Consider the following 20,830-nt stretch of genomic DNA (forward strand, 5'->3'; position numbering starts at 1 on the left):
CGCGCTAGAGCGCCAGCCTCAGGAAGGTGATCGGGATGTCGTCGCTGCCGCCCGGGTCGGGTGGCGCGGCTGGCCAGGCAGGCGCCCGGACCGCAAGCTCCCAGGCCAGGACCGCCAGCACGACGGGCGGCGGCAACGGGAGGGCCGCCTCCGATGCCGGGACGTTGACCGTCACCGGCTCGGTCCAGGCTTCCACCGCCTTCATCTCGGCGCAGCAATCCTCGCACTCGATGTAGACCTTGGAGGTACAGGTGTGCGCGAAGGCCACGCCGGTCGCGAACAGCCACACCAGCAGCACGAGGGCTGCGAAGCGGGGGAGCCGGTGGCGGAGGGCGGGCATGGGGTCGTGAACCGTTCCGTCGCATGATAAGCGCCGGCCGGCCCTGCCGCTTGACCCGGGTCAACCATGCCCGGATGCCCCGAAACGGAGCTGACGTTCTAGCATGGCTTCCCAGCTCGCAGGAGGACCGCATGGCGAACGAAGCAGGCAAGGTGGCGGTGGTCGGCGCCGGGCGCGTGGGCAGCACGTTCGCGTACTCGCTGGCCGCCTCCGGGCTGGTGCGCGAGATCGTGATCGCGGACATGGACCTGGCGCGGGCCGAAGGCGAGGCCATGGACATCGCGCAGTCCGTGCCCTTCCACCGGCCGGTGCGCATCAGCGCCGGCGGCCTGGCGGACGCCGCCGGTGCCGTCGTGACGGTGATCACCGCCGGCGCGGCGCAGCGCCCGGGCGAGCCGCGCACGGCGCTGGTGCAGCGCAACGTGGAGGCGATGCGCTCGATCCTCGACCAGGTGGTGTCGGCCAACCCCGACGGGCTGCTGCTGATCGCCACCAATCCGGTGGATGCGCTGACCTATGCGGCGATCAAGATGTCGCGGCTGCCGCCGGGGCGCGTGATCGGATCGGGCACGGTGCTCGATTCCGCGCGGCTGCGGGCGGAGCTCGCCGCGCATTACGGTGTGGACGCGCGCAACGTGCACGCCTACGTGCTGGGCGAACATGGCGACAGCGAATTCGTCGCCTGGTCCACGGCCACGGTCGGCAACATGCGGCTGGAGGACTACTGCGTGGCGACGCGCACCTCCTGCGAGCCGGCGCAGATGGAGCAGATCGGCGAGCGCGTGCGCCGCGCCGCCTACGAGATCATCCAGCGCAAGGGCGCCACCAACTTCGCCATCGCTGCCGCGCTCACGCGCATCATCGAGGCGATCCTGCGCGACGAGCAGTCGGTGCTGACCGTCTCCACGCTGGTCCAGGGCGAGTACGGCCTGCAGGACGTGTGCCTGAGCCTGCCGGCGATCGTCGGACGCAATGGCGTGCAGCAGGTGCTGCCGGTGCCGCTGGCCGACGGTGAACTCGCGGCGCTGCGGCGCTCGGCCGAGGCGATCCGCGGCGTCACGCAGCGCGTGGCGTGAATCAGGCCTTGTTGTACGAGGCGTAGACCCGGGTCGCACCACCCCGGCTGACGAGCAGCACGTCGTACGGGTCCTTGCGGCCCTTGTAGGCCGGGTCGTCCATGCCCGGGGAGCCCACGGGCATGCCGGGCACCGTCAGCCCGACGGCCTGCGGCTTTTCCTTGAGCAGGCGACGGATCTCGCGCGCGGGCACGTGGCCCTCGATCGCATAGCCGCCGACCAGGCCGGTGTGGCAGGAGGCGAGCCTGTCGGGCAGGCCCATCTTCGCCCGCATGGCGTCGTTGCCGCCGTTGTGGATCTTCACCGCGAAACCGTTGGCCTGCAGGTGCTTCGCCCAGTCTTCGCAGCAGCCGCACTCGGGCGCCTTCCAGACCTCGACCAGGATCTTCGTCTCCTGCTGGGCCAGCGAGGCCAGGGGAAGGCTGGCCAGCGCGGCCAGCACGCTGCGGCGGGTGGTGTTGTCGTTCATCGATCTGCTTTCTTGCCAAGCCGCGGGAGGCGGACGAGTTACCCTTCGAAACGCGGGAAGGATACGGAGTTCCCCGCCCGCCTGCCAAATGCCCAGCTCTACCCCCGGATGGACGCAGGACATGTCCTACAGTCAGTCCGGAAGATGCTGACAGGGTCTTAACGCTGGGCTTCCTACAGTGACAGCTTCCGCCGGCATCGTGCCGGCTTTTTCAACGACCACACCGAGAGAGGACCCATGAACGCCGAAACCTCCAACCAGAATCCGTTCCCGACCAGTGCCGAGAGTTCCGGCGGTGCCAGCGGCCTCAACGGCGAAGCCAGCCGCGTGCGCCGCATGGCCCAGAGCCTGCACGAGGCCGTGGATTCCCTCGAGCAGAAGCTCGGGACCAGCAGCGAGCGCGTGATGGGCCTGCAGGAGGAATACGGGACCATGGCGCGCGAACAGGTCCGCGCCAATCCGCTGGCCGCCCTGGGCGTCGCCTTCGCCGCCGGCTTCATCGTTGCGCGCATCCTGCGCTGATCGGTCCGCCCCTCAAGCCTCGTTCCCCACCAGCTCCCGCCGCGCCTGGCGCACCACGCTCAGGCCGGCGGAGAGCGCCAGCCCCGCCATCACGGTTGCGACCAGCAGGTCGGGCCAGCGGGTGCCGGTGCCGAAGACCCCCGCCGCCGCCAGCAGCACGGCCACGTTGCCGATCGCGTCGTTGCGCGTGCACAGCCACACGCTGCGCATGTTGGCGTCGCCTTCGCGGTACGCATACAGGAGCACCGCGACCCCGACGTTGGTGGCCAGCGCCAGCGCGCCCACCACGCCCATCGTGAGCGGTTCCGGCACGCCGCCCTGCATGGCGACCCACAGGGCGCGCGCCAGCACGACGGCGCCGAACAGGATCATGCAGGCCGCCTTGAAGAGCGCCGCGCGCGAGCGTGCCGCGAGACCCATGGCCAGCACGGCCACGGAGAGTCCGTAGTTGACTGCGTCGCCGAAGAAGTCGATCGCATCGGCGAGCAGCGAGACCGAGCCGGCGCTCACGCCCGCCACGATCTCGACCAGGAACATCAGCCCGTTGGCGACCAGCGCGATCCACAGCGCGCGCCGGTAGCCGGGGGGAACGGGGCCTTCCGGCAGCGCGTGGCTGTGGCCGTGATGATGATGGTCGTGGTCGTGGTGCAGGGACATTCTGGCGCCGCATTGTCGGCCGGCGCGCGGCGGTGGCCGGCCGGCTAGCATCCCGCAAGCATGCCATCCAATCCTGCGATTCCGCGCTGGCGACACCCCGGCATCGTTGCCAGCCTGGCCGCGGCGGCGCTGTTCGGCGCGGCTGCACCGCTGGCGAAGCTGCTGCTGGCGCAGGTCGGCCCCTGGCTGCTGGCCGCGCTGCTGTACCTCGGCTCGGGGCTGGGGCTGGCGCTCTGGCGCCGGCTGCGCGGGCAGCCGCGCGTGCGGCTCGCTCCCGGTGAAGTGCGCTGGCTGGCCGGCGCGGTCGCGGCCGGCGGGGTGGCCGGGCCCGTGCTGCTGATGCTGGGACTGGCGGGTCTGCCGGCGTCGCAGGCCTCGCTGCTGCTCAATGGCGAGGGCGTCTTCACGGCGCTTTTGGCGTGGTTCGCGTTCCGCGAGAACGTCGACCGCCGCGTGGCGCTCGGAATGGGCGCGATCGTGGCGGGCGGGGTGGTGCTGGCGTGGCCCGGTGAAGGCGCGGCGGCCGGTTCCGCGCGCGCCGCGCTGCTGGTGCTCGCTGCCTGCCTGGCCTGGGCCATCGACAACAACCTCACGCGCAAGGTCTCGCTGAGCGACGCGACCTGGATCGCGATGGTGAAGGGCCTCGCCGCCGGGATCACCAACCTGCTGCTGGCCTTCTTGCTCGGCGCGACGTTGCCGCCGGTCGCGATCGTCGGCGCGGCGGGCCTGCTCGGCTTCTTCAGCTATGGCGTGAGCCTCGTGCTGTTCGTGATGGGGCTGCGTTCGCTCGGGACTGCGCGCACCGGTGCGTATTTCTCGGTGGCGCCGTTCTTCGGTGCCGTGCTCTCGGTGCTGCTGCTCGGCGACGCGCTCGACTGGCGGATCGGCACCGCGGCGGCGTTGATGGCGTGCGGCGTGTGGCTGCACCTGAGCGAGCGGCACGAGCACCGTCATGCCCACGAATCGATGGACCATGCGCACGAACACGTGCACGGCGTGGGCGACGAGCACCACGACCACGTGCACGAGCCGCCGGTGCCGCCCGGCACGCGGCACAGCCATGCGCATCACCACGAACCGCTGGTGCACTCGCATCCGCACTATCCGGATGCGCACCATCGGCACGGCCATTGAGGCCAGAATGCGCAGATGGCCCGTCCCCCCGTGAATGTCCATTCCGCCTACCACGCGCACGTCTATTTCGATGCTGCGACGGTGCAGCAGGCGCGCGCCTTGTGCGAGGAGGCGGGTCGGCTGTTCAAGGTCGCCGTCGGCCGAGTGCACGAAAGGAACGTGGGGCCGCATCCGCGCTGGAGTTGCCAGCTCGCGTTCTCGGCATCGGAGTTCGACCGGCTGATCCCGTGGCTGGATGCGCATCGTGACGGGCTCGATGTGCTGGTGCACGGCTTGAGCGGGGATGCGGTGCGGGATCACACGGAGTTCGCGTATTGGCTGGGGAATGCGTGGCCGCTGGATTTGACGGCGTTGGAGTGAGTTGGCATGGGGTCATTGACCTCTTTGGCCGCGACGTCCATGCGCGAAGCAACCCCCGTGCGACCCAGGCGTCGGGCTTCCACCCATGCCATGCAAGCCGCCTTTCCACCAACGTGCACGGCTTCAGGAGACCGCCCCCTCATGGACCGCCCGCACTACAAGTTCTGGCCCAAGCGCCTGCCGCACGCCCTCACGCAGCCCGCCACCTCGCTGTGGGACAACCTCGCCACCAGCGCCCGCCGCTACCCCGACAAGGCGGCGATCGTCTTCTTCGGCCGCATCTTCACCTACGCGCAGGTGCAGGAGCAGGCCGAGCGCCTGGCCGCGCGCCTGCACGCGCTGGGCGTGCGCAAGGGCGACCGCGTGATGCTGGACATGCAGAACTGCCCGCAGCTGCTGATCGCCCACTTCGCGATCCTGCGCGCGAACGCAGTGGTCGTGCCGGTGAACCCGATGAACCGCGCGGAGGAACTGAAGCACTACATCACCGACCCCGACGCCAGGGTCGCGATCACCACCGGCGACCTGGCCGCCGAGATCGCGAAGGCCAACGCACAGCTGGCCGAAGGCGAGCGGCTCGCGCACCTGATCGTCACGCAGTTCACCGATGCCTTCGATCCCGATGCGCCGAACGCCGGCCCGATGCCGGAGAGCTGGAAGCCCTGGCTGCTGACGCGCCATCCGCTGCCCGAAATTCCCGGCGGCAGCGTCACCGCGTGGACCGAGGCACTCGCCGACGACCTGCCGCTGCCGCCGCTCGAAGTCGGCCCCGCGGACCTCGCCGTGCTGCCCTATACCAGCGGCACGACCGGCAACCCGAAGGGCTGCATGCACCCGCACCGCAGCCTGATGCACAACGCCATGGCCAGCTGCTTCTGGGGCAACCTCACGCCCGAAGGCGTGACGCTGCTGGTCGTGCCGATGTTCCACATCACGGGCATGGTGAGCCTGATGCACGCGAACATCTACAGCGGCGCCACCCTGGTGATGATGCCGCGCTGGGACCGCGACGTCGCCGGCCGGCTGATCTCCAGCTGGAAGGTCACCGGCTGGACGAACATCCCGACCATGGTCATCGACCTGCTCGCCAGCCCGAACTTCGCGCAGTACGACCTCTCCAGCCTGCAGCACATCGGCGGTGGCGGGGCCGCCATGCCGCAGGCCGTGGCGCAGCGCCTGCAGGAACAGTTCGGCCTGAAGTACGTCGAAGGCTACGGCCTCACCGAGACGGCCGCGCCCTCCCACAGCAATCCGCCGGATGCGCCCAAGCAGCAGTGCCTGGGCATCCCCTTCCTCAGTTGCGACGCGCGCGTGGTCGACCCGGAGACGCTGGCGGAACTGCCGCCCGGAGAGCAGGGCGAAATCATCATCCACGGCCCGATGGTCTTCGACGGCTACTGGAAAAGCCCGCAGGCCACGCAGGCCGCCTTCATCGAATTCGAGGGCAGGCGCTTCTTCCGCTCCGGCGACCTCGGACGCACCGACGAAGACGGCTACTTCTTCATCACGGACCGGCTCAAGCGGATGATCAACGCCTCGGGCTTCAAGGTCTGGCCGGCGGAAGTGGAGGCGCTGATGTTCCGTCACCCCGCGATCCAGGAAGCCTGCGTGATCTCCGCGCGCGACAGCTACCGCGGCGAGACGGTCAAGGCGGTCGTGGTGTTGCGCCCCAGCCACCGCGGCCAGGTGGGCGAGCAGGACATCATCGACTGGTGCCGCGAGAACATGGCGATCTACAAGGTGCCGCGCATCGTGCAGTTCGCCGAGGCGCTTCCCAAGAGCGGCAGCGGCAAGGTGATGTGGCGCGCGCTGCAGGAGGCCGAGTCCCGCGCGTGACGCCGGAGAGCGACCGACTCAAGTGTCGGAAAGTGCCTACATGGGGCCGTCTGCGCAGCCGTTACGATTTCCGCGCAGCCGCATGCCCCCCGCGGCTATTGGCATTGGATGAGACGCAACACACCGACAGCCCCCATTCCCGAACAGGATCGTGCCTCCACCGGCGTTCCCGGCCTGGACGACGTCCTGGGCGGGGGGCTTCCCCTCAACCACCTCTACCTCATCGAAGGCAATCCGGGGTCCGGCAAGACGACATTGGGACTGCACTTCCTGCGGGATGGCGCCGCCCGCGGCGAGAAAGGCTTGTACGTGACGCTGTCCGAGACCGCCGCCGAATTGAACACGGTGGCGGCCTCGCACGGCTGGAACCTGGAAGGCATCGAAGTGTTCGAGCTGGTGAGCGAGGAAGGGCTGGGCCTGGAGGCCGAGCAATCGATCCTGCATCCGTCCGAGATCGAACTCGGTGAAACGGTGCGCGGGGTCATGGGCGCCGTCGAGCGCCTGAAGCCGCAGCGCGTGGTCTTCGACAGCCTGTCCGAGATGCGCCTGCTGGCGCAGAACCCCTTGCGCTACCGGCGCCAGGTGCTCGCGCTGAAGAACTTCTTCTCCGAACAAGGCTGCACGGTGATGCTGCTGGACGACCACACCAGCATGGACAACGACAGCGAACAGCAGTTGCACAGCATCGCGCACGGCGTGATCGCGATGGACCAGGCGACCGACCAGTACGGGCCGGGGCGCCGTCGGCTGCGCGTGGTCAAGATGCGCGGCATCAAGTACCGTGGCGGCGAACACGACTTCGTGCTCGATACCGGCGGCATCGCCGTGTTCCCGCGCCTGGTGGCGGCCGAACACCGCATGGACGCCACGTCGAAGGTCGCGAGCAGCGGCATCGACAAGCTCGATGCGCTCATGGGCGGCGGCCTGGCCTGCGGCAGCAACACGCTGTTCATCGGCCCGTCCGGCGTGGGCAAGACCACGACGGCGCTCGCCTGCGTGCTCGCGGCGCTGCGCCGCGGGGAGCGTGCCGCGTACTACCTGTTCGACGAAGGCCTGTCCACGCTCCTGATCCGCGCCAGGGCGCTGGGGCTGGACGTGCGCGAATACCTGCAGGCCGGGCAGCTGAAGATCGTGCCGCTGGACCCGGCGGAGGTCTCCCCCGGCGAGTTCTCGCACATGGTGCGGGCCGCGATCGAGGAAGATGGCGCCGGCACCATCGTCATCGACAGCCTCAACGCCTACCTGCAGGCGATGCCGGGCAGCAAGCACCTGATGCTGCAGATGCACGAGCTGCTCACCTACCTGAACCACCGCAGCGTCGTGACCATCCTGATCCTCGGGCAGCACGGACTGCTGGGCGACGTGCGGACCGAGGTGGACATGAGCTACCTGAGCGACGCCATCCTGCTGTTCCGGTTCTTCGAGGCCCACGGCAACCTGCTCAAGGCGGTCTCCATGGTCAAGAGCCGCACCAACTTCCACGAGCAGACGATCCGCGAGTTCCGCCTGGGGCCGCGCGGCGTGGAGGTGGGCGAGGAGCTGACCGACTTCGAAGGCGTCCTCAGCGGCGCCACGGTCTACCGCGGGAAGGTCCCGCTGCTGGGCGACCACGAGGCCAGGCCATGAACGAATGGCGGGTCCTCGTCCATGCGCCGCGCGGGCGGGATGCGTCCGTGGTGCAGGGCGTGCTCGAGCACCAGAAGATCGAGTCGCGCGTCTGCGCCACCGAAGACGAGCTGCTGCAGGCCCTGGAGGAAGGCGCGGCGGCCGTGATCCTCACCGAAGAGGCCTTGCCGCAGTTGCTGTCGCACGACCGCCTGCTGGAGTGGCTCGGGAGGCAGCCGCCCTGGTCCGACTTCCCCTTCGTCGTGCTGGCCACGAAGCGCGAAGGCCGGCGGCCGGAGAAGGACTTCCGCTCCCTGCACAGCCTGGGCAACCTGGTGCTGCTGGAGCGGCCGCTGAACGCGGAGACGCTGGCCAGCGCCGCGGATTCCGCCGTCCGGGCCCGCCGCCGCCAGTATGCCGCCCGCGAGCACCTCGAAGAACTCAAGCGCACCCGCGGCGAACTCGAACGCCTGAACGGCGAGCTGGAAGACCGCATCCTGCTGCGCACCCGCGAGCTCGCCAGCGCCAACGACCGCCTGATGAAGGAGATCAACGAGCGCGAGCGGGCCGAGGCCGCGCTCACGCAGGTGCAGAAGATGGAAGCGATCGGGCGCCTCACCGGCGGCATCGCGCACGACTTCAACAACCTGCTGCACGTGGTCAACATGAACCTCGAGCTGGTCTCCCTCTATGCCAAGGAGGAGAAGGTCAAGCCCGTGGTGGAACGCGCCAAGAGCGCGGCGCGGCGCGGCGCGCGCCTGACGAACCAGCTGCTCTCGTTCGCGCGCAGCCAGTCGCTGCTGCCCAAGCTCACGCGGGTCAACCAGCTGCTGCTGGGAATGAAGGACCTGCTGGAGATCTCCGTCGGCTCCGGCGTCGAGGTGGAGCTGGACCTGTGCGAGGAAGAGGCCGCAGTGGTGGTCGATCCGAGCCAGATGGAGATGGCGATCCTGAACCTGGCGGTGAACTCGCGCGACGCGATGCCGCAGGGCGGCAAGCTGAAGATCACCACCGGCACCCGCTTCCTCGACGAAGACCCGGACGTGCCCCCGGGGGACTACGTGCTGGTGTCGGTGGCCGACACGGGCGCGGGCATCCCGCCCAACGTCCTGCCCAAGGTGTTCGACCCGTTCTTCACCACCAAGCCGGTGGGCCGCGGCACCGGGCTGGGCCTGAGCCAGGTCTATGGCTTCACCCGCCAGTCCGGCGGCCTCGCGCGCATCCGCAGCGAGGAGGACAACGGCACCACCGTCGAAATGCTGTTCCCGGAAGCCGACGGCGACGCCGAGGAACAGATCGCCAGCAAGCAGCAACCGGCGGTGCCCGCGCTGGCCGGCGCCTGCCACATCCTGGTGGTGGAAGACGACCCCGACGTGCGGCGCGTGATCGTCGAATGCCTGAGCCTCATCGGCTACAAGGTGACGGAGGCCGCCAACGGCACCGAGGCCCTGGCCTCGCTGGCCGCCGTCAAGCCGGACCTGCTGGTGGTCGACTACGCGATGCCCGACATGACCGGCGCCGAAGTGATTTCCGAGGCGCGCAAGATGGTGGGCGACCTGCCCGTGATCCTGGCCACCGGCTATGCCGACATGGCCGCGGTGGAGCGGCTGGCCGGCAAGCCGCGCATCCTGCGCAAGCCCTTCGACATCGCGGCACTGGGCGACGCCGTCAGCAGCGTCCTGGAAGGGGCGCGCGAGAAGGTCGAGGCCGGGAGCGTGTAGCGCCCCGCGGCGTTCAGATCGAGCTGCCGGGCCGGCCGGCAGCCCGCTCCGACGCGGGCGTCGGCCCGCCGCGCGGGATGCGCAGCGTGAACTCGGAGCCCTTGCCGCTGCCGCCGCTGCGCGCCTCCGCAGCGCCGCCGTGCAGCTCCGCGATCTGGCTGACGATCGCCAGGCCGACGCCCAGCCCGCCGGGAACGAGGTCGCTCGCCCGCGACTCCTGCGTGAAGATCTGGAAGATGCGGGGCAGCATCTCGGGCGCGATCCCGATGCCGGTGTCCTGCACCCGCAGCACCATGTCGTCGCCCTCCTGCGTGACCTTGACCCAGATCGAACCGCCGTCCGGCGTGTACTTGATGGCGTTTGTGAGCAGGTTCGCGACCGCCTGGTGCAGGCGGTCGGCGTCGGCGACGAGCAGCAGCGGGTGCTCGGGAAGCAGGGTCTCCAGCCGCAGGCCCTTGGCTGCCGCGCGCTGGGCCTGGGCCGCGACTTCTTCCTCCAGCAATCCGCGCACGTCGAACTCGGTGAGCCGCAGTTCCAGCTTGCGGTGCTGCAGGCGCGCGACGTCCACGAGGTCGGTGGCGATGCGCTCGAGCACGCCGACCTGGTCGGTGATGGTCTGCGCCACCTTGAGGATGCGCGGGTCCTGGCTGGCGCGGGTCAGGATCATGGCGGATGTCTTGATGGGGCCCAGCGGATTGCGCAGCTCGTGCCCCAGCGTCTGCACGAACCGGTGCGTGCGCTGCATGGCGCCTTCGATCGTATCCAGCTGGTTGGCGCGGTGCTCCGCCGTCATCCGCATGTCGGTGCGGTCGCGCATGATCTTGAGGAAGCCGCGCAGTTCGCCGGCGGCCGAGCGCACCGCGGTCACCGTGCCGGAGATCCAGATGCGCGTGCCGTCGGCGCGCACGTGCCAGCGGTCGTCGTGGGAGCGGCCGGACTGCCGCGCCACATCGAGCTCGTACTGGTCGAGGCCGAGCGCCACGTCGTCGGGGACGAACAGCGTGGAGGACTTGCAGCCCACGATTTCCTGTTCGCGGTAGCCGAAGATGCCTTCGCCACCGCCCAGCCAGCCGACGATGACCCCGGCGGGATCGAGGAGCAGGATGGCGTGGTCGTGCAGGCTCGGCAGCCCCAGGTCCAGGATTTCGCGGGCTTGTGGACTCACGCAGCGATTGTCACCGACATCGCGCCGCACGGGGCGTGGCGCCGGGCTCAGCGCCGCTTCTTCATGGCGAGAGTGCCGACGGCGAGACCCAGCGCGAAGAACGCATACACGTTGGCCAGCTCGGGGCGGCCGAGCCGGTGTTCGAAGCCGGGCGTCAGGCGCTTGGGCGTGAGCTGGTAGTCGACGAAGCAGGCCACGCCGGCCGCCGTGACGGCACCGGCGACGGCGGGGATCGGCTTCTTCGCCGCGTCGCGGGCGCTCCAGGCCTTCGCATACAGCACGCCCCAGAACAGCGCCGCGGCGTGGTGGATGAGATAGCCGGTGAGCGTGTGCGCCACGCTCGGCTCGTCCTCGCGCAGCGCACGGTTGCCGAAGATCCAGTGGCTCACCGCGTTGACGGGGGCCGCGGTCTGTCCGCGCCGGTAACCCGCCCAGGCGAGGTAGGCGGCGGAGAAGACGCTCGCGAGGCTGCCGGACACGAGGCCCTCGCGCAAGGCTTGTTTCCAGGTTGGCATGGGGCCAGTCTAGGCAGGCCGGCCCGCCGCGGGGTTCCACGCTCTCAAGCCGTAACGCTCCCGCGCGCGCCGGGCTCTGGCTAGACTTCGCCTGCCATGCGCGTGCTGCTCACGGGTGCGACGGGTTTCATCGGCCACGCTGTCGCGCAGGCACTGCGCGAGCGCGGGCACGCCGTCGTGGCGGCCACGCGCCGGCCGCCGCCCGGAGGCCAGGACCACGTGCAGGCGGATTTCGCCAGCGTGCCTTCACGCGCGTGGTGGCTGCCGCGGCTGGCCGACATCGACGCCGTCGTCAACGCGATCGGCATCCTGCGCGAGCAGGGCGGCCAGCGCTTCGAGGCCCTGCACCACCGCGCCCCGGCCGAACTCTTCCACGCCTGCGCCGTCGCCGGCGTGAAGAGCGTGGTGCAGGTCTCGGCCCTCGGCGCCGACGCCAGCGGCCACACCGGCTACCACTGCAGCAAGAAGGCCGCCGACGACGTGCTGCGCTCGCTGCCGCTGCGCGCCGCGATCGTGCAGCCCTCGCTGGTGTACGGCGCCGGCGGCACCAGCGCCGCGCTGTTCGACAAGCTGGCGCTCGCGCCCCTGCTGCCCTTTCCGGCCGGCGGCCGCATGCTGGTGCAGCCGGTGCACATCGACGACCTGGTCGAGGGCATCGTGCGGCTGGTGGAGGGGCCGCCCGACGAAGTCGCGACCTTCGCGTTCGCTGGCCCGCGGCCGCTCGCGCTGGCGGACTACCTGCGCGCGTTGCGCGCTGCGATGGGCGAGGACGCGCGCCAGTGGATCGTGCCCATTCCCGCTTCCCTGTTCCGCGCCGGGGCGGCGCTGGCGGGCGCCATCCCCGGCAGCATGCTCGATCGCGACACGGCGGACATGCTGCTGGCCGGCAACGCCACGCAGGCCAACGCGCTGCCCGCGCTGCTCGGGCGCGCGCCGCGGGAAGCGCGCGACTTCATCGCGCCGCCGGCGCGGGAGAGTGCTCGCCGCGAGGCCGCGCTGGACCTGTGGCTGCCGGTGGCGCGGCTCGCGCTGGCCTTGCTGTGGATCTGGACGGCGATCGTGTCCTTCGGCCTCTATCCGGTGCGCGACAGCTACGCGCTGCTGGCGCGCGTCGGCCTGCACGGCACGCTGGCCACCCTGGCGCTGTACGGCGCGGCGGCGCTGGACCTGGTGCAGGGCCTGCTCACCCTGGCGGCGCCGGCGCGCTGGCGCCGGTGGAACTGGCTCGCGCAGATCGCGCTGGTGGGCGGGTACACGGCACTCATCACCATCTTCCTGCCCGAATACTGGCTGCATCCCTACGGGCCGATCGCCAAGAACCTGCCCATCCTTGCACTGATCGCGCTGCTCTGGTCGCTGGAGCCGCCGGCGCGCGGGGGAAGGCGTTGATGGATTACATCGTGGTGAAGTGGCTGCACGTGCTGACGTCGACCATCCTGTTCGGCGCGGGCGTCGGCTCGGCCTTCCATCTCCTTGCCGCCTCCTTGCGCGGGCACACCGCGGGTGCGGCCGGTTCGGCGCGCAACGTGGTGGTCGCCGACTGGATGCTCACCACGCCGGCGGCCATCGTGCAGCCGGTGACGGGCCTGTGGCTGGTGCACCGGCTGCAGCTGCCGCTGTCCACGCCCTGGGTCGCGTGGTCGCTGGTGCTGTATGCGATCGCGATCGGGTGCTGGCTGCCCGTGGTGTGGATCCAGATCCGCATGCGCGACGTGGCCGTGGCCGCGGACCGCGCGCGCGAACCGCTGCCGCGCGTGTACCGCCGCCTGTTCCAGTGGTGGACCGGGCTGGGCTTCGCGGCCTTTTTTCCCTTCGTCTTCATCTTCTGGCTGATGGTGGCCAAGCGCCTCCCGTGGGCCGGTTGAGGCATCGCCATGAACCAGCAGGAACTCCTCGATTGCCTGATCATCGGCGGCGGTGCCGCGGGCCTGACCGCCGCCGTCTACCTGGGGCGCTACCGGCGCCGCGCGCTCGTGCTCGATTGCGGCGGCAGCCGGCTGCGCAAGATCCCGCGCACGCGCAACGTGCCGGGCTTCCCCGACGGGATCGAAGGGCCCGCGCTGCTGCAGCGCATGCAGGAACACGCGCGCAAGTACGGCGTGCCGACCACCGCCACCGAGGTGCAGCGCATCGAACGGCTGGCGGACGGCACGTTCCGCGCCGAAAGCGCCGACGCCCGATGGCACGCGCGCTTCGTGCTGCTGGCCACCGGCGCGCGCGACGTGGAGCCGGAGATCGACGGCCTGCATGCCGCGATGCAGGCCGGGCAGGTGCGCTACTGCCCGGTGTGCGACGGCTTCGAGACGCAGGGCCAGCGCGTCGCCGTGCTCGGTCGCGCCGGGCACGGGCTGCGCGAATCGCTCTTCATCTCCGGCTTCGGCAACCAGGTGACCTGGCTGTCGATGGCCACGCAGGAGGAGGTGGGCCTGCAGGAACTGGCGCAGCTGCGCGAGTGCGGCGTGCGGCTGGCCGAAAGCCCGCCGCACCGCATCGAGTGCGGTGTCGAGGGCTGCGGCGTGCGCGTCGAACTGCAGAGCGGGCAGGTGCTGGAGTTCGACACGCTGTATCCCGCGCTGGGCCTGCACCATGCGTGCGACCTCGCCACGGCGCTGGGCGCGCGCTCGCGGCCCGACGGGCAGCTCGAGGTCGATGCGCACCAGCAGACCACGGTGGACGGGCTGTATGCGGCCGGCGACGTGGCCATGGACCTGAACCAGATCAGCGTCGCGGCGGGCCATGCGGCGATCGCCTCCACGGCCATCCACAACCGCCTGTGACGTTAGGATGGCGGGCAGCGAGGAGACCCGCGCATGAAGATCCAGCTCGTGGCATGAAGCTCGTCGTCATCGACGCCGAAGCGGAACTGGGCAAGCCGCCGCGCGGCTGGCGCCGGCGCCTGTTCGAGATCGTCTTCGAATCGGAGACGCCCGAAGGGCGCCTGTTCGACAAGTGCATCATCCTCGCCATCATCGTGAGCGTGGTGGTGGTGATCGTCGACAGCGTGCCTTCCTCGCGCCTGCGCCTGCCCACCGCCTTCAACATCGCCGAGTGGTGCTTCACGGCGCTGTTCACGGTCGAATACCTGGCGCGCATCGTGTCCGTGCAGCGGCCGTGGCGCTACGTGCGCAGCTTCTTCGGCATCGTGGACCTGCTCTCGGTGCTGCCGACGTACCTGGCCGTGCTGCTGCCGGAGACGCATGCCCTGATCGACGTGCGCATCCTGCGGCTGCTGCGCGTGTTCCGGATCTTCAAGCTGACCGACTACATGGTCGAATACCAGATGCTGGCCGATGCGCTCGCGGCGAGCCGGCGCAAGATCCTGGTGTTCCTGTCGGCGGTGCTGATGGTGGTGCTGGTGCTCGGCACGCTGCTGTACGTGGTGGAAGGGCCGAGGCACGGGTTCAAGGACATCCCGACTTCGGTGTACTGGGCCGTGACCACCATCACCACCGTCGGCTTCGGCGACGTCACGCCCAAGACGGAGGTGGGTCGCTTCATCGCCTCGGTGATGATGCTGATCGGCTGGGGAACGCTGGCCGTGCCGACGGGCATCGTCACCGCCGAGATGACGGCGCGGCGGATGCCCTCGGGCCTCGGCGAGCGCACCTGCGCCAACTGCGGCGTCGGCGGCCATGCCGGCGATGCGCGCTACTGCCGGCTGTGCGCCGCACCCCTCGTTACACCCGGTGAGCCAAAGCGCGTAGACGCGCCGGCGATGCCGCGCTAAGGTGGCGTCCCTTTTTGAAGGAGACCCCCATGCGCCAATTGCTCGTCCTGCTTGCCGGCGTCGTGCTGTCCGCGTCGGCGTGGGCCCACAATTGCCCGAACGAGATGAAGGCCATCGACGCCAAGCTGGCGACCAAGCCGAATCTCTCCAAGGACCAGATGGACAAGGTCGTGAAGCTGCGCAAGGAGGGCGAGGACGCCCACAAGGCCGGCAAGCACGACGAATCGATGAAGGAACTGGGCGAAGCGAAGAAGATCCTGGGGATCTGAGGCGGCTTGCGTTCCCGTAGGCTGGCGGTGACCGCGCGCCACGCGCGCCGGGAACCCCAGCTTCGCTGCGCTCGCCGATCGCTGGGGTTCGCAAGGCTCACCACCAGCCTACATTCGCCCGTGCCAGCCCGTGCCAGCCCGTGCCAGCCCGTGCCAGCCCGTGCCAGCGCGCGTCAGCTCGCGATCGGAGCGAACACCGTCACCCCCGCGCAGGCGGGGGCCCAGAGCACGCGCGCAGCGCGTGAATCCGCAAGCCCTGGATTCCCGCCTGCGCGGGAATGACGTCAGGCGATCACGCGATCTCCGCCCCCCGCTGCGCCAGCAACTCCCGCAGCACCGAGCGGTGGCAGTGCTGCTCGTCCTCGCAATAGCACCCCACCGAGAATGACGTCTGGTGCGACAGCGCGGCCAGCAGGTCCAGCACGCGGCTCGCGTCGGGCTCGTTCATCTCTGCGTGGTACTTGCGCTTGAAGGCCGCCCATTCCTTGTCGGTTTCGGCGGCGCGGCCTTCCGCCATCAGCTCCGCGCTCGGTGCCAGGTTCGGCAGCCAGGTGTCGTAGAAGTCGCGGCGCGCGAATTCCTCCCGGGGCACGCCGCGCGGCGGCCGCCGCACGGTGCCCAGGCGCAGGCCTTCGCCGGGAGCGCGCGGCGTACCCAGGCGGACGATGCGGATCGGCATGCCGGCCAGTGTGGCACGCTCAGGTCGCGCCGGTGTTCTTCAGCCCCAGCACGTCGATGCGCTCGATGGAGGGCGGCTTCGAAAACAGTTCGTCGGCCTTGGCCATCAGCGCCTTGGCGATCGGGCCTTCCAGGTGGTTCTGCACGCCCTGCTGGTCCTCGAACGCATCGAACACGCCGAAGCTGCCGGGCCCCAGGCGCAGCGCGAACCAGATCGGCGTGGTGGTCTCCTCCTGCGCCATGCGCAGGCCCGCCTGCAGGAAGGCCGCGACCTCGCCTTCCTTGCCGGGCTTGGCCTCCAGGCGCGCGAACAGGGCGTACTTGATCATCGAAGGCTCCTTTGGATCGCCACACTGGCGACGTGGCGGACTGTAGGCCCGTGGCGGCCACCGGCGGAATGGTCAGAATGGACTGCTTTCATAGCGATTCTGCCAATCATGGACATCGCCATCCTGGCGCTGGACGGCGCCTTCGACACCGGCCTCGCGGCCGTGCTGGATGCCTTCACGACGGCCAACGAGCTGGCCCAGATGCAGGGCGTGGCCTCGCTGCGCTTCGACGCCCGCATCGTCGGCGTGCGCCGGCGCGTGCGCACCGCGCAAGGCATGCAGGTGCCCGTGGTGCCGCTAGCCGCGGTACCCGCCCCGCACTGGGTCGTGGTGCCGGCCATCGGCGCCAAGATGCCGGGGCCGCTGGAGCAGGCGCTGCGAAGGCGGGACGTGTGCGATGCCGGGGCGGCGCTGCGCGACTGGCACGCCGGCGGCGCGCGCATCGCTGCCGCCTGCATCGCGACCTTCGTGCTGGCCGAGTCCGGCCTGCTCGATGGCCAGCGCGCGACCACCACGTGGTGGCTGGCGCCGCTGTTTCGCCAGCGCTATCCGCGTGTGCTGCTGGAGCAGTCGCGCATGATGGTCGGGTCCGGGCCTTTCCTCACGGCCGGCGCGGCGCTGGGCCACATGGACCTGGCGCTGGCCCTGGTGCGGCAGGCCAGCCCGGAACTGGCCGCGATGACGGCCCGCTACCTGGTCGTCGATGCGCGCGCTTCGCAGTCGGCCTATGCCATCCCCGATCACCTCGCGCACAGCGACCCGCTGGTGGAGCGCTTCGAAGCGTGGGCGCGGCGCCGGCTGGACGCCGGCTTCTCGCTCGACGACGCGGCCAGCGCGCTGGCCACCAGCAAGCGCACGCTGGCGCGGCGCATGAACGACGTGCTCGGCAAGTCGCCGCTGTCGTACTTCCAGGACCTGCGTGTCGAGCGCGCCGTGCACCTGCTCAAGACCAGCAGCGCCAACCTCGACCGCATCGCGGAGCAGGTCGGCTACGCGGACGGCGTCACGCTCGGCACGCTGCTGCGCCGGCGCCTGGGCAAGGGCGTGCGGGAGATCCGTGGCGCGGGCGCCTGAAGATCGCTATCCTGCGCGGCAGCGGGAGAAACCATGAAGGTCCTGATGTTCTACGAACTGGCGGAGGGCGGCCTGGCCAGGGCGTCGGCCCACGTCGCCAAGCACCAGGCGCGGCTGCGCGAGTTCCATGGCCGCGGCGTGCTGCTGATGGCGGGCCCGTACGGCACGCCGCCGGTGGGGGCGCTGGGCGTGTTCACCTCGCGCGCGGCGGCCGAGGAGTTCGCGCGCGACGATCCGTTCATGCTCAACGGCGTGGTCGGGCGCTGCACGTTCCAGGATTGGAATGAAGACCTCGCATGAGAAGCAGCGTGCGCCTGTCCGTCCTCGACCAGTCCGTTGCCTGCGCCGGCCGCGGCCAGGACGCAGCGATCCGCCAGACCGTGGCGCTGGCGGAGCACTGCGAGCGCTTCGGCTACGCGCGCTTCTGGCTCAGTGAACACCACAGCCTGCCCACCATCGTCGGCACCGCGCCGGAGGTGCTGATGGCCGCCATCGCGGCGCGCACCGCGCGCATCCGCATCGGCAGTGCCGGCGTGATGCTGCCGCACTACTCCGCCTTCAAGGTCGCCGAGCAGTTCCGCGTGCTCGATGCGCTCGCCCCTGGTCGCATCGACCTGGGCGTCGGCCGCGCTCCGGGGGCCGACCACCGCACTTCGCTGCTGCTCAACCCGGATCCGCGCGCCGCCGACCACTTCCCGCAGCAGGTGCGCGAACTGCACGCCTGGGTGATGGGCGAAGACCTGCCCGAGGGCCATGCCGGCCGCGGGATCCACGCGCATCCGCGCGCCGCCACGGCGCCGCAGCTGTGGATGCTGGGCAGCTCCGGCTACGGCGCGCAGCTGGCGGGCCATTTCGGCATGCCGTATTCCTTCGCCCACTTCATCACCGATGGCGAGGGCTGCGCCGATGCGCTGGAGCTGTACCGGCACATGTTCAGGCCGGGCCTGGTCGAACGGCCGCTGGCCAACGTGTGCGTCTGGGCGCTGGCAGCCGACAGCGAGGAGGAGGCCTGGCGCCTGTTCGCCAGCCGCGAGCGCGCGCGGGTCGATCGGCAGACCGGCCGCTTTGGGCCGCTGCTGCCGCCCGAGGAAGCCGCGCGCCCCTACACCGAGGCCGAAGAGGCATTCCGCCGCAACCTGCGCAGCCGCGCCATGGTGGGCACGGGCGAGCAGGTGGTGCAGAAGCTGCGTGCGCTCGCGGAATCCCTCGAGATCGAGGAACTGGTGGTGATCACCTGGACCTGGGATGCGCAGGCGCAGCGCCGCTCCTACGAGCTGATCGCGCAGGCCGCGGGCCTGCCGGCGGCCTGACCGGGCTTTCCCTAGTTCGCGGCGTCCGGCGCGATGCCCAGGATCATGGTGACGATTTCGCGCAGGTCCTCGGGGCTGGCCATCTTGGAGACCGTGGGGTACTCGCCGAAGACGCCTTCCAGGTCCGGTACTTCGTCCGGCGCGACCAGCGCCGTCAGGTACACCAGCGGGATGCGCGCCGTGCGCGGCTCCTGCGACAGGGCGAAGGCCACTTCGTCGCCCTGCATGCCGGGCATGTGGATGTCGCACAGGATCACGCCCGGGTTCTCCTCGCAGGCACGCGCCACGGCCTGCTGCGGCTCGGTGAGGCCGACGACGCGGAAGTCGCGCCCGAGGCGGCTCGCGATGGCCCAGGCGACGGCTTCGTCGTCGTCGATGACCAGCACGCAAGGCTTGGCTTTCTCGGGGTCGGGCAGGGCGCGCAATGGCATGGCGGCAGAATCGGCGTTTGCTGCGATCATAGGCGTACCGCAGAGCACAAGCGAGGAGACAGAATGTTCCCGACGACGATTGCCGGCAGCCTGCCGAAACCGGCCTGGCTGGCTGAAACCAACAAGCTCTGGCCGCAATGGCGCGCCGAGGGCGAGGCATTGCGCACGGCCAAGGGCGACGCGACCCTGCTGTGGATCAAGGCGCAGGAAGACGCAGGCCTCGACATCGTCACGGACGGCGAGCAGTCGCGCCAGCACTTCGTGCACGGCTTCCTCGAGCAGGTCGAGGGCATCGACTTCGCGCACAAGGTGGAAATGGGCATCCGCGCCGACCGCTACAAGGCCATGGTGCCGCAGGTGGTCGCGCCGCTGCGCCTGAAGGGGCGGGTGCACGCCTTCGAGGCGCGGCTGGCGCGTGCGCACACCAAGCGCAAGCTGAAATTCACCATGCCGGGGCCGATGACGATCGTCGACACGGTGGCGGACCGCTACTACGGCGACCGCGCGAAGATGGCGTTCGCCTTTGCCGAACTCCTGAACCAGGAGGCGCTCGCGCTGCAGGCCGACGGCGTGGACATCATCCAGTTCGACGAGCCGGCCTTCAACGTGTACATGGCGGACGCCGCCGAGTGGGGCGTGAAGGCCCTGGAGCGCGCCGCGCAGGGCCTGACCTGCAAGACCGCCGTGCACATCTGCTACGGCTACGGCATCGAGGCGAACGTGAAATGGAAGGACACGCTGGGCGAGGAGTGGCGCCAGTACGAGCAGGTGTTCCCCGCGCTCGCCGCCAGCAGCATCGACCAGGTGAGCCTGGAGTGCTACCACTCGCACGTGCCGCCGGACCTGATGGCGTTGCTGAAGGGCAAGGACGTGATGGTCGGCGTGATCGACGTGGCGAGCGACGAGGTCGAAACGCCCGAGCAGGTGGCCGACACGATCGGCCGGGCGCTGCAGTTCGTTGCCCGGGAACGACTGTTTCCCTGCACCAACTGCGGGATGGCCCCGATGGACCGCGACGTCGCCCTGCGCAAGCTCGAGGCGCTCGGCAAGGGGACCGCGCTGGCGCGCGAGCGCTACGGCAAGTAGTCGCTTACCAGCTTGGCGTCGGACCGGGCCTTACGTCGGGCGTCGCGGTTTCCTACATTGTCTTTCCACCCGGCTTGGGTAGAAACGCAGCCGTAGAGACTCCGGAGCTCCCATGCATCTGCGTGCCAGGCCTGTCCGGCAGCTTTTCGCCTTCGCCTTCGGGTGGGCCGCCCTCGCGGCGGTGGCGCAGGGCGATGCCGATTACCGCAACGTCACGGCGGGCGGCAGCCTGCGCCCCGGCATCTACGGCCGCATCGTGTTGCGCGGCAACGCGGCGCCGCCGCCGGTGATCTACCCCGAGCCGGTGCTGGCCAACGGCTCGATCGAGCGCGTGCAGCGCGAACCCGTGTACCTGTACGTCCCGCCGGGCCAGGTGCGCAAGTGGAAGCAGAACTGCGCCAAGTGGGCCGCCTGCGACGAACCGGTGCTGTTCGTGCGCATGGACGGCAGCCCCAGCCGCTGGGGCGCGTGGCGCCAGCGGCGCGACCAGCTGGCAGGGGATCCGCACCATCACCCGCACTGACCA

Annotated in this window: 25 protein-coding genes; 17 read left to right on the forward strand and 8 right to left on the reverse strand. The window is 70.1% G+C overall.

All coding sequences use genetic code 11. The annotated features are described in order from the left end of the window. Nucleotides 1–4: 4 nt before the first annotated feature. The gene (locus JI746_RS03995; RefSeq protein ID WP_201687500.1) at nt 5–340 is read right to left on the reverse strand and encodes a hypothetical protein; all 336 of its coding nucleotides are present in this window, start codon (nt 338–340) and stop codon (nt 5–7) included. A 131-nt stretch (nt 341–471) separates the two neighbouring features. Here JI746_RS03995 and JI746_RS04000 point away from each other — a divergent pair, with 131 nt between their 5' ends. Continuing rightward, complete coding sequence (locus tag JI746_RS04000; protein WP_201687501.1) at nt 472–1,416, forward strand: L-lactate dehydrogenase; 945 nt, start codon at nt 472–474, stop codon at nt 1,414–1,416. 1 nt (nt 1,417) lies between these two features. On the opposite strand, the gene JI746_RS04005 is transcribed toward JI746_RS04000, so the two are convergent. Then, nucleotides 1,418–1,885, reverse strand: coding sequence for a DUF411 domain-containing protein (locus JI746_RS04005; RefSeq protein ID WP_201687502.1), 468 nt, complete (start codon nt 1,883–1,885; stop codon nt 1,418–1,420). Between the two features lie 237 nt (nt 1,886–2,122). Between JI746_RS04005 and JI746_RS04010 the strand changes: the two genes are divergently transcribed. Continuing rightward, nucleotides 2,123–2,407 carry a hypothetical protein gene (locus tag JI746_RS04010; RefSeq protein ID WP_201687503.1) on the forward strand — a complete coding sequence of 95 codons (285 nt, stop codon included), beginning with the start codon at nt 2,123–2,125 and terminating at the stop codon, nt 2,405–2,407. 12 nt (nt 2,408–2,419) lie between these two features. Here the strand turns inward: JI746_RS04010 and JI746_RS04015 are convergent, their stop codons facing one another. Next, entirely contained in the window at nt 2,420–3,064 is a 645-nt protein-coding gene (locus tag JI746_RS04015; protein WP_201687504.1) for a cation transporter, read from the reverse strand. Between the two features lie 60 nt (nt 3,065–3,124). Between JI746_RS04015 and JI746_RS04020 the strand changes: the two genes are divergently transcribed. The 5 genes from JI746_RS04020 (at nt 3,125) to JI746_RS04040 (ending at nt 9,720) form a co-directional block, all read left to right on the forward strand. Beyond that, nucleotides 3,125–4,198 (forward strand): DMT family transporter, encoded by a 1,074-nt coding sequence (locus JI746_RS04020; RefSeq protein WP_201687505.1) that lies wholly within the window; start codon nt 3,125–3,127, stop codon nt 4,196–4,198. A gap of 15 nt (nt 4,199–4,213) precedes the next feature. Then, nucleotides 4,214–4,558 carry a DOPA 4,5-dioxygenase family protein gene (locus JI746_RS04025; RefSeq protein ID WP_201687506.1) on the forward strand — a complete coding sequence of 115 codons (345 nt, stop codon included), beginning with the start codon at nt 4,214–4,216 and terminating at the stop codon, nt 4,556–4,558. A 141-nt stretch (nt 4,559–4,699) separates the two neighbouring features. Further along, nucleotides 4,700–6,394 carry a long-chain fatty acid--CoA ligase gene (locus JI746_RS04030; protein WP_201687507.1) on the forward strand — a complete coding sequence of 565 codons (1,695 nt, stop codon included), beginning with the start codon at nt 4,700–4,702 and terminating at the stop codon, nt 6,392–6,394. A gap of 108 nt (nt 6,395–6,502) precedes the next feature. Continuing rightward, nucleotides 6,503–8,020, forward strand: a complete 1,518-nt coding sequence (locus JI746_RS04035) for an ATPase domain-containing protein (RefSeq protein WP_201687508.1) — start codon at nt 6,503–6,505, stop codon at nt 8,018–8,020. Continuing rightward, nucleotides 8,017–9,720 (forward strand): response regulator, encoded by a 1,704-nt coding sequence (locus tag JI746_RS04040; protein ID WP_201687509.1) that lies wholly within the window; start codon nt 8,017–8,019, stop codon nt 9,718–9,720. The genes JI746_RS04035 and JI746_RS04040 overlap by 4 nt, the downstream gene beginning before the upstream one ends. Nucleotides 9,721–9,733: 13 nt before the next feature. Here the strand turns inward: JI746_RS04040 and JI746_RS04045 are convergent, their stop codons facing one another. Both JI746_RS04045 and JI746_RS04050 read right to left on the reverse strand, forming a co-directional pair. Next, nucleotides 9,734–10,885 carry a PAS domain-containing sensor histidine kinase gene (locus JI746_RS04045; protein ID WP_201687510.1) on the reverse strand — a complete coding sequence of 384 codons (1,152 nt, stop codon included), beginning with the start codon at nt 10,883–10,885 and terminating at the stop codon, nt 9,734–9,736. Between the two features lie 47 nt (nt 10,886–10,932). Beyond that, complete coding sequence (locus JI746_RS04050; RefSeq protein WP_201687511.1) at nt 10,933–11,400, reverse strand: hypothetical protein; 468 nt, start codon at nt 11,398–11,400, stop codon at nt 10,933–10,935. Nucleotides 11,401–11,496: 96 nt separating this feature from the next. Between JI746_RS04050 and JI746_RS04055 the strand changes: the two genes are divergently transcribed. The 5 genes from JI746_RS04055 to JI746_RS04075 are packed head-to-tail and all read left to right on the forward strand — an operon-like array spanning nt 11,497 to nt 15,396. Then, entirely contained in the window at nt 11,497–12,789 is a 1,293-nt protein-coding gene (locus JI746_RS04055) for an SDR family oxidoreductase (protein ID WP_201687512.1), read from the forward strand. Continuing rightward, nucleotides 12,789–13,265 (forward strand): DUF2269 family protein, encoded by a 477-nt coding sequence (locus JI746_RS04060; RefSeq protein WP_201687513.1) that lies wholly within the window; start codon nt 12,789–12,791, stop codon nt 13,263–13,265. The genes JI746_RS04055 and JI746_RS04060 overlap by 1 nt, the downstream gene beginning before the upstream one ends. A 9-nt stretch (nt 13,266–13,274) precedes the next feature. Further along, complete coding sequence (locus JI746_RS04065; RefSeq protein WP_201687514.1) at nt 13,275–14,177, forward strand: NAD(P)/FAD-dependent oxidoreductase; 903 nt, start codon at nt 13,275–13,277, stop codon at nt 14,175–14,177. Nucleotides 14,178–14,230: 53 nt separating this feature from the next. Beyond that, nucleotides 14,231–15,127 carry an ion transporter gene (locus JI746_RS04070; RefSeq protein ID WP_201687515.1) on the forward strand — a complete coding sequence of 299 codons (897 nt, stop codon included), beginning with the start codon at nt 14,231–14,233 and terminating at the stop codon, nt 15,125–15,127. A gap of 29 nt (nt 15,128–15,156) precedes the next feature. Then, the gene (locus JI746_RS04075) at nt 15,157–15,396 is read left to right on the forward strand and encodes a hypothetical protein (protein WP_201687516.1); all 240 of its coding nucleotides are present in this window, start codon (nt 15,157–15,159) and stop codon (nt 15,394–15,396) included. A gap of 292 nt (nt 15,397–15,688) precedes the next feature. Here the strand turns inward: JI746_RS04075 and JI746_RS04080 are convergent, their stop codons facing one another. Together JI746_RS04080 and JI746_RS04085 are read right to left on the reverse strand one after the other, a co-directional pair. Beyond that, a complete protein-coding gene (locus JI746_RS04080) occupies nt 15,689–16,075 on the reverse strand; it encodes a DUF488 domain-containing protein (protein WP_201687517.1) in 387 nt (128 codons plus the stop codon). Between the two features lie 19 nt (nt 16,076–16,094). After that, nucleotides 16,095–16,403, reverse strand: coding sequence for a putative quinol monooxygenase (locus JI746_RS04085; RefSeq protein ID WP_201687518.1), 309 nt, complete (start codon nt 16,401–16,403; stop codon nt 16,095–16,097). A 108-nt stretch (nt 16,404–16,511) separates the two neighbouring features. Here JI746_RS04085 and JI746_RS04090 point away from each other — a divergent pair, with 108 nt between their 5' ends. From JI746_RS04090 to JI746_RS04100, 3 genes are read left to right on the forward strand one after another with little or no spacing between them, the layout of a single operon-like run. Continuing rightward, on the forward strand, nt 16,512–17,477 hold the full coding sequence (locus tag JI746_RS04090; RefSeq protein WP_201687519.1) for a GlxA family transcriptional regulator: 966 nt from the start codon (nt 16,512–16,514) through the stop codon (nt 17,475–17,477). A 33-nt stretch (nt 17,478–17,510) separates the two neighbouring features. After that, on the forward strand, nt 17,511–17,777 hold the full coding sequence (locus tag JI746_RS04095; RefSeq protein ID WP_201687520.1) for a YciI family protein: 267 nt from the start codon (nt 17,511–17,513) through the stop codon (nt 17,775–17,777). Further along, nucleotides 17,774–18,787 carry an LLM class flavin-dependent oxidoreductase gene (locus tag JI746_RS04100; RefSeq protein ID WP_236599553.1) on the forward strand — a complete coding sequence of 338 codons (1,014 nt, stop codon included), beginning with the start codon at nt 17,774–17,776 and terminating at the stop codon, nt 18,785–18,787. Before JI746_RS04095 ends, JI746_RS04100 begins: the two co-directional genes overlap by 4 nt. A gap of 11 nt (nt 18,788–18,798) precedes the next feature. Here JI746_RS04100 and JI746_RS04105 read toward each other — a convergent pair whose 3' ends face one another. Then, nucleotides 18,799–19,218 carry a response regulator gene (locus JI746_RS04105; RefSeq protein WP_201687521.1) on the reverse strand — a complete coding sequence of 140 codons (420 nt, stop codon included), beginning with the start codon at nt 19,216–19,218 and terminating at the stop codon, nt 18,799–18,801. A 63-nt stretch (nt 19,219–19,281) separates the two neighbouring features. Here JI746_RS04105 and JI746_RS04110 point away from each other — a divergent pair, with 63 nt between their 5' ends. Both JI746_RS04110 and JI746_RS04115 read left to right on the forward strand, forming a co-directional pair. Beyond that, nucleotides 19,282–20,304, forward strand: coding sequence for a methionine synthase (locus JI746_RS04110; RefSeq protein WP_201687522.1), 1,023 nt, complete (start codon nt 19,282–19,284; stop codon nt 20,302–20,304). 112 nt (nt 20,305–20,416) lie between these two features. Beyond that, the gene (locus JI746_RS04115) at nt 20,417–20,827 is read left to right on the forward strand and encodes a hypothetical protein (RefSeq protein ID WP_201687523.1); all 411 of its coding nucleotides are present in this window, start codon (nt 20,417–20,419) and stop codon (nt 20,825–20,827) included. Nucleotides 20,828–20,830 lie beyond the last annotated feature (3 nt).

The organism is Ramlibacter alkalitolerans (genome assembly GCF_016722765.1).
Classification (GTDB): domain Bacteria; phylum Pseudomonadota; class Gammaproteobacteria; order Burkholderiales; family Burkholderiaceae_C; genus Ramlibacter; species Ramlibacter alkalitolerans.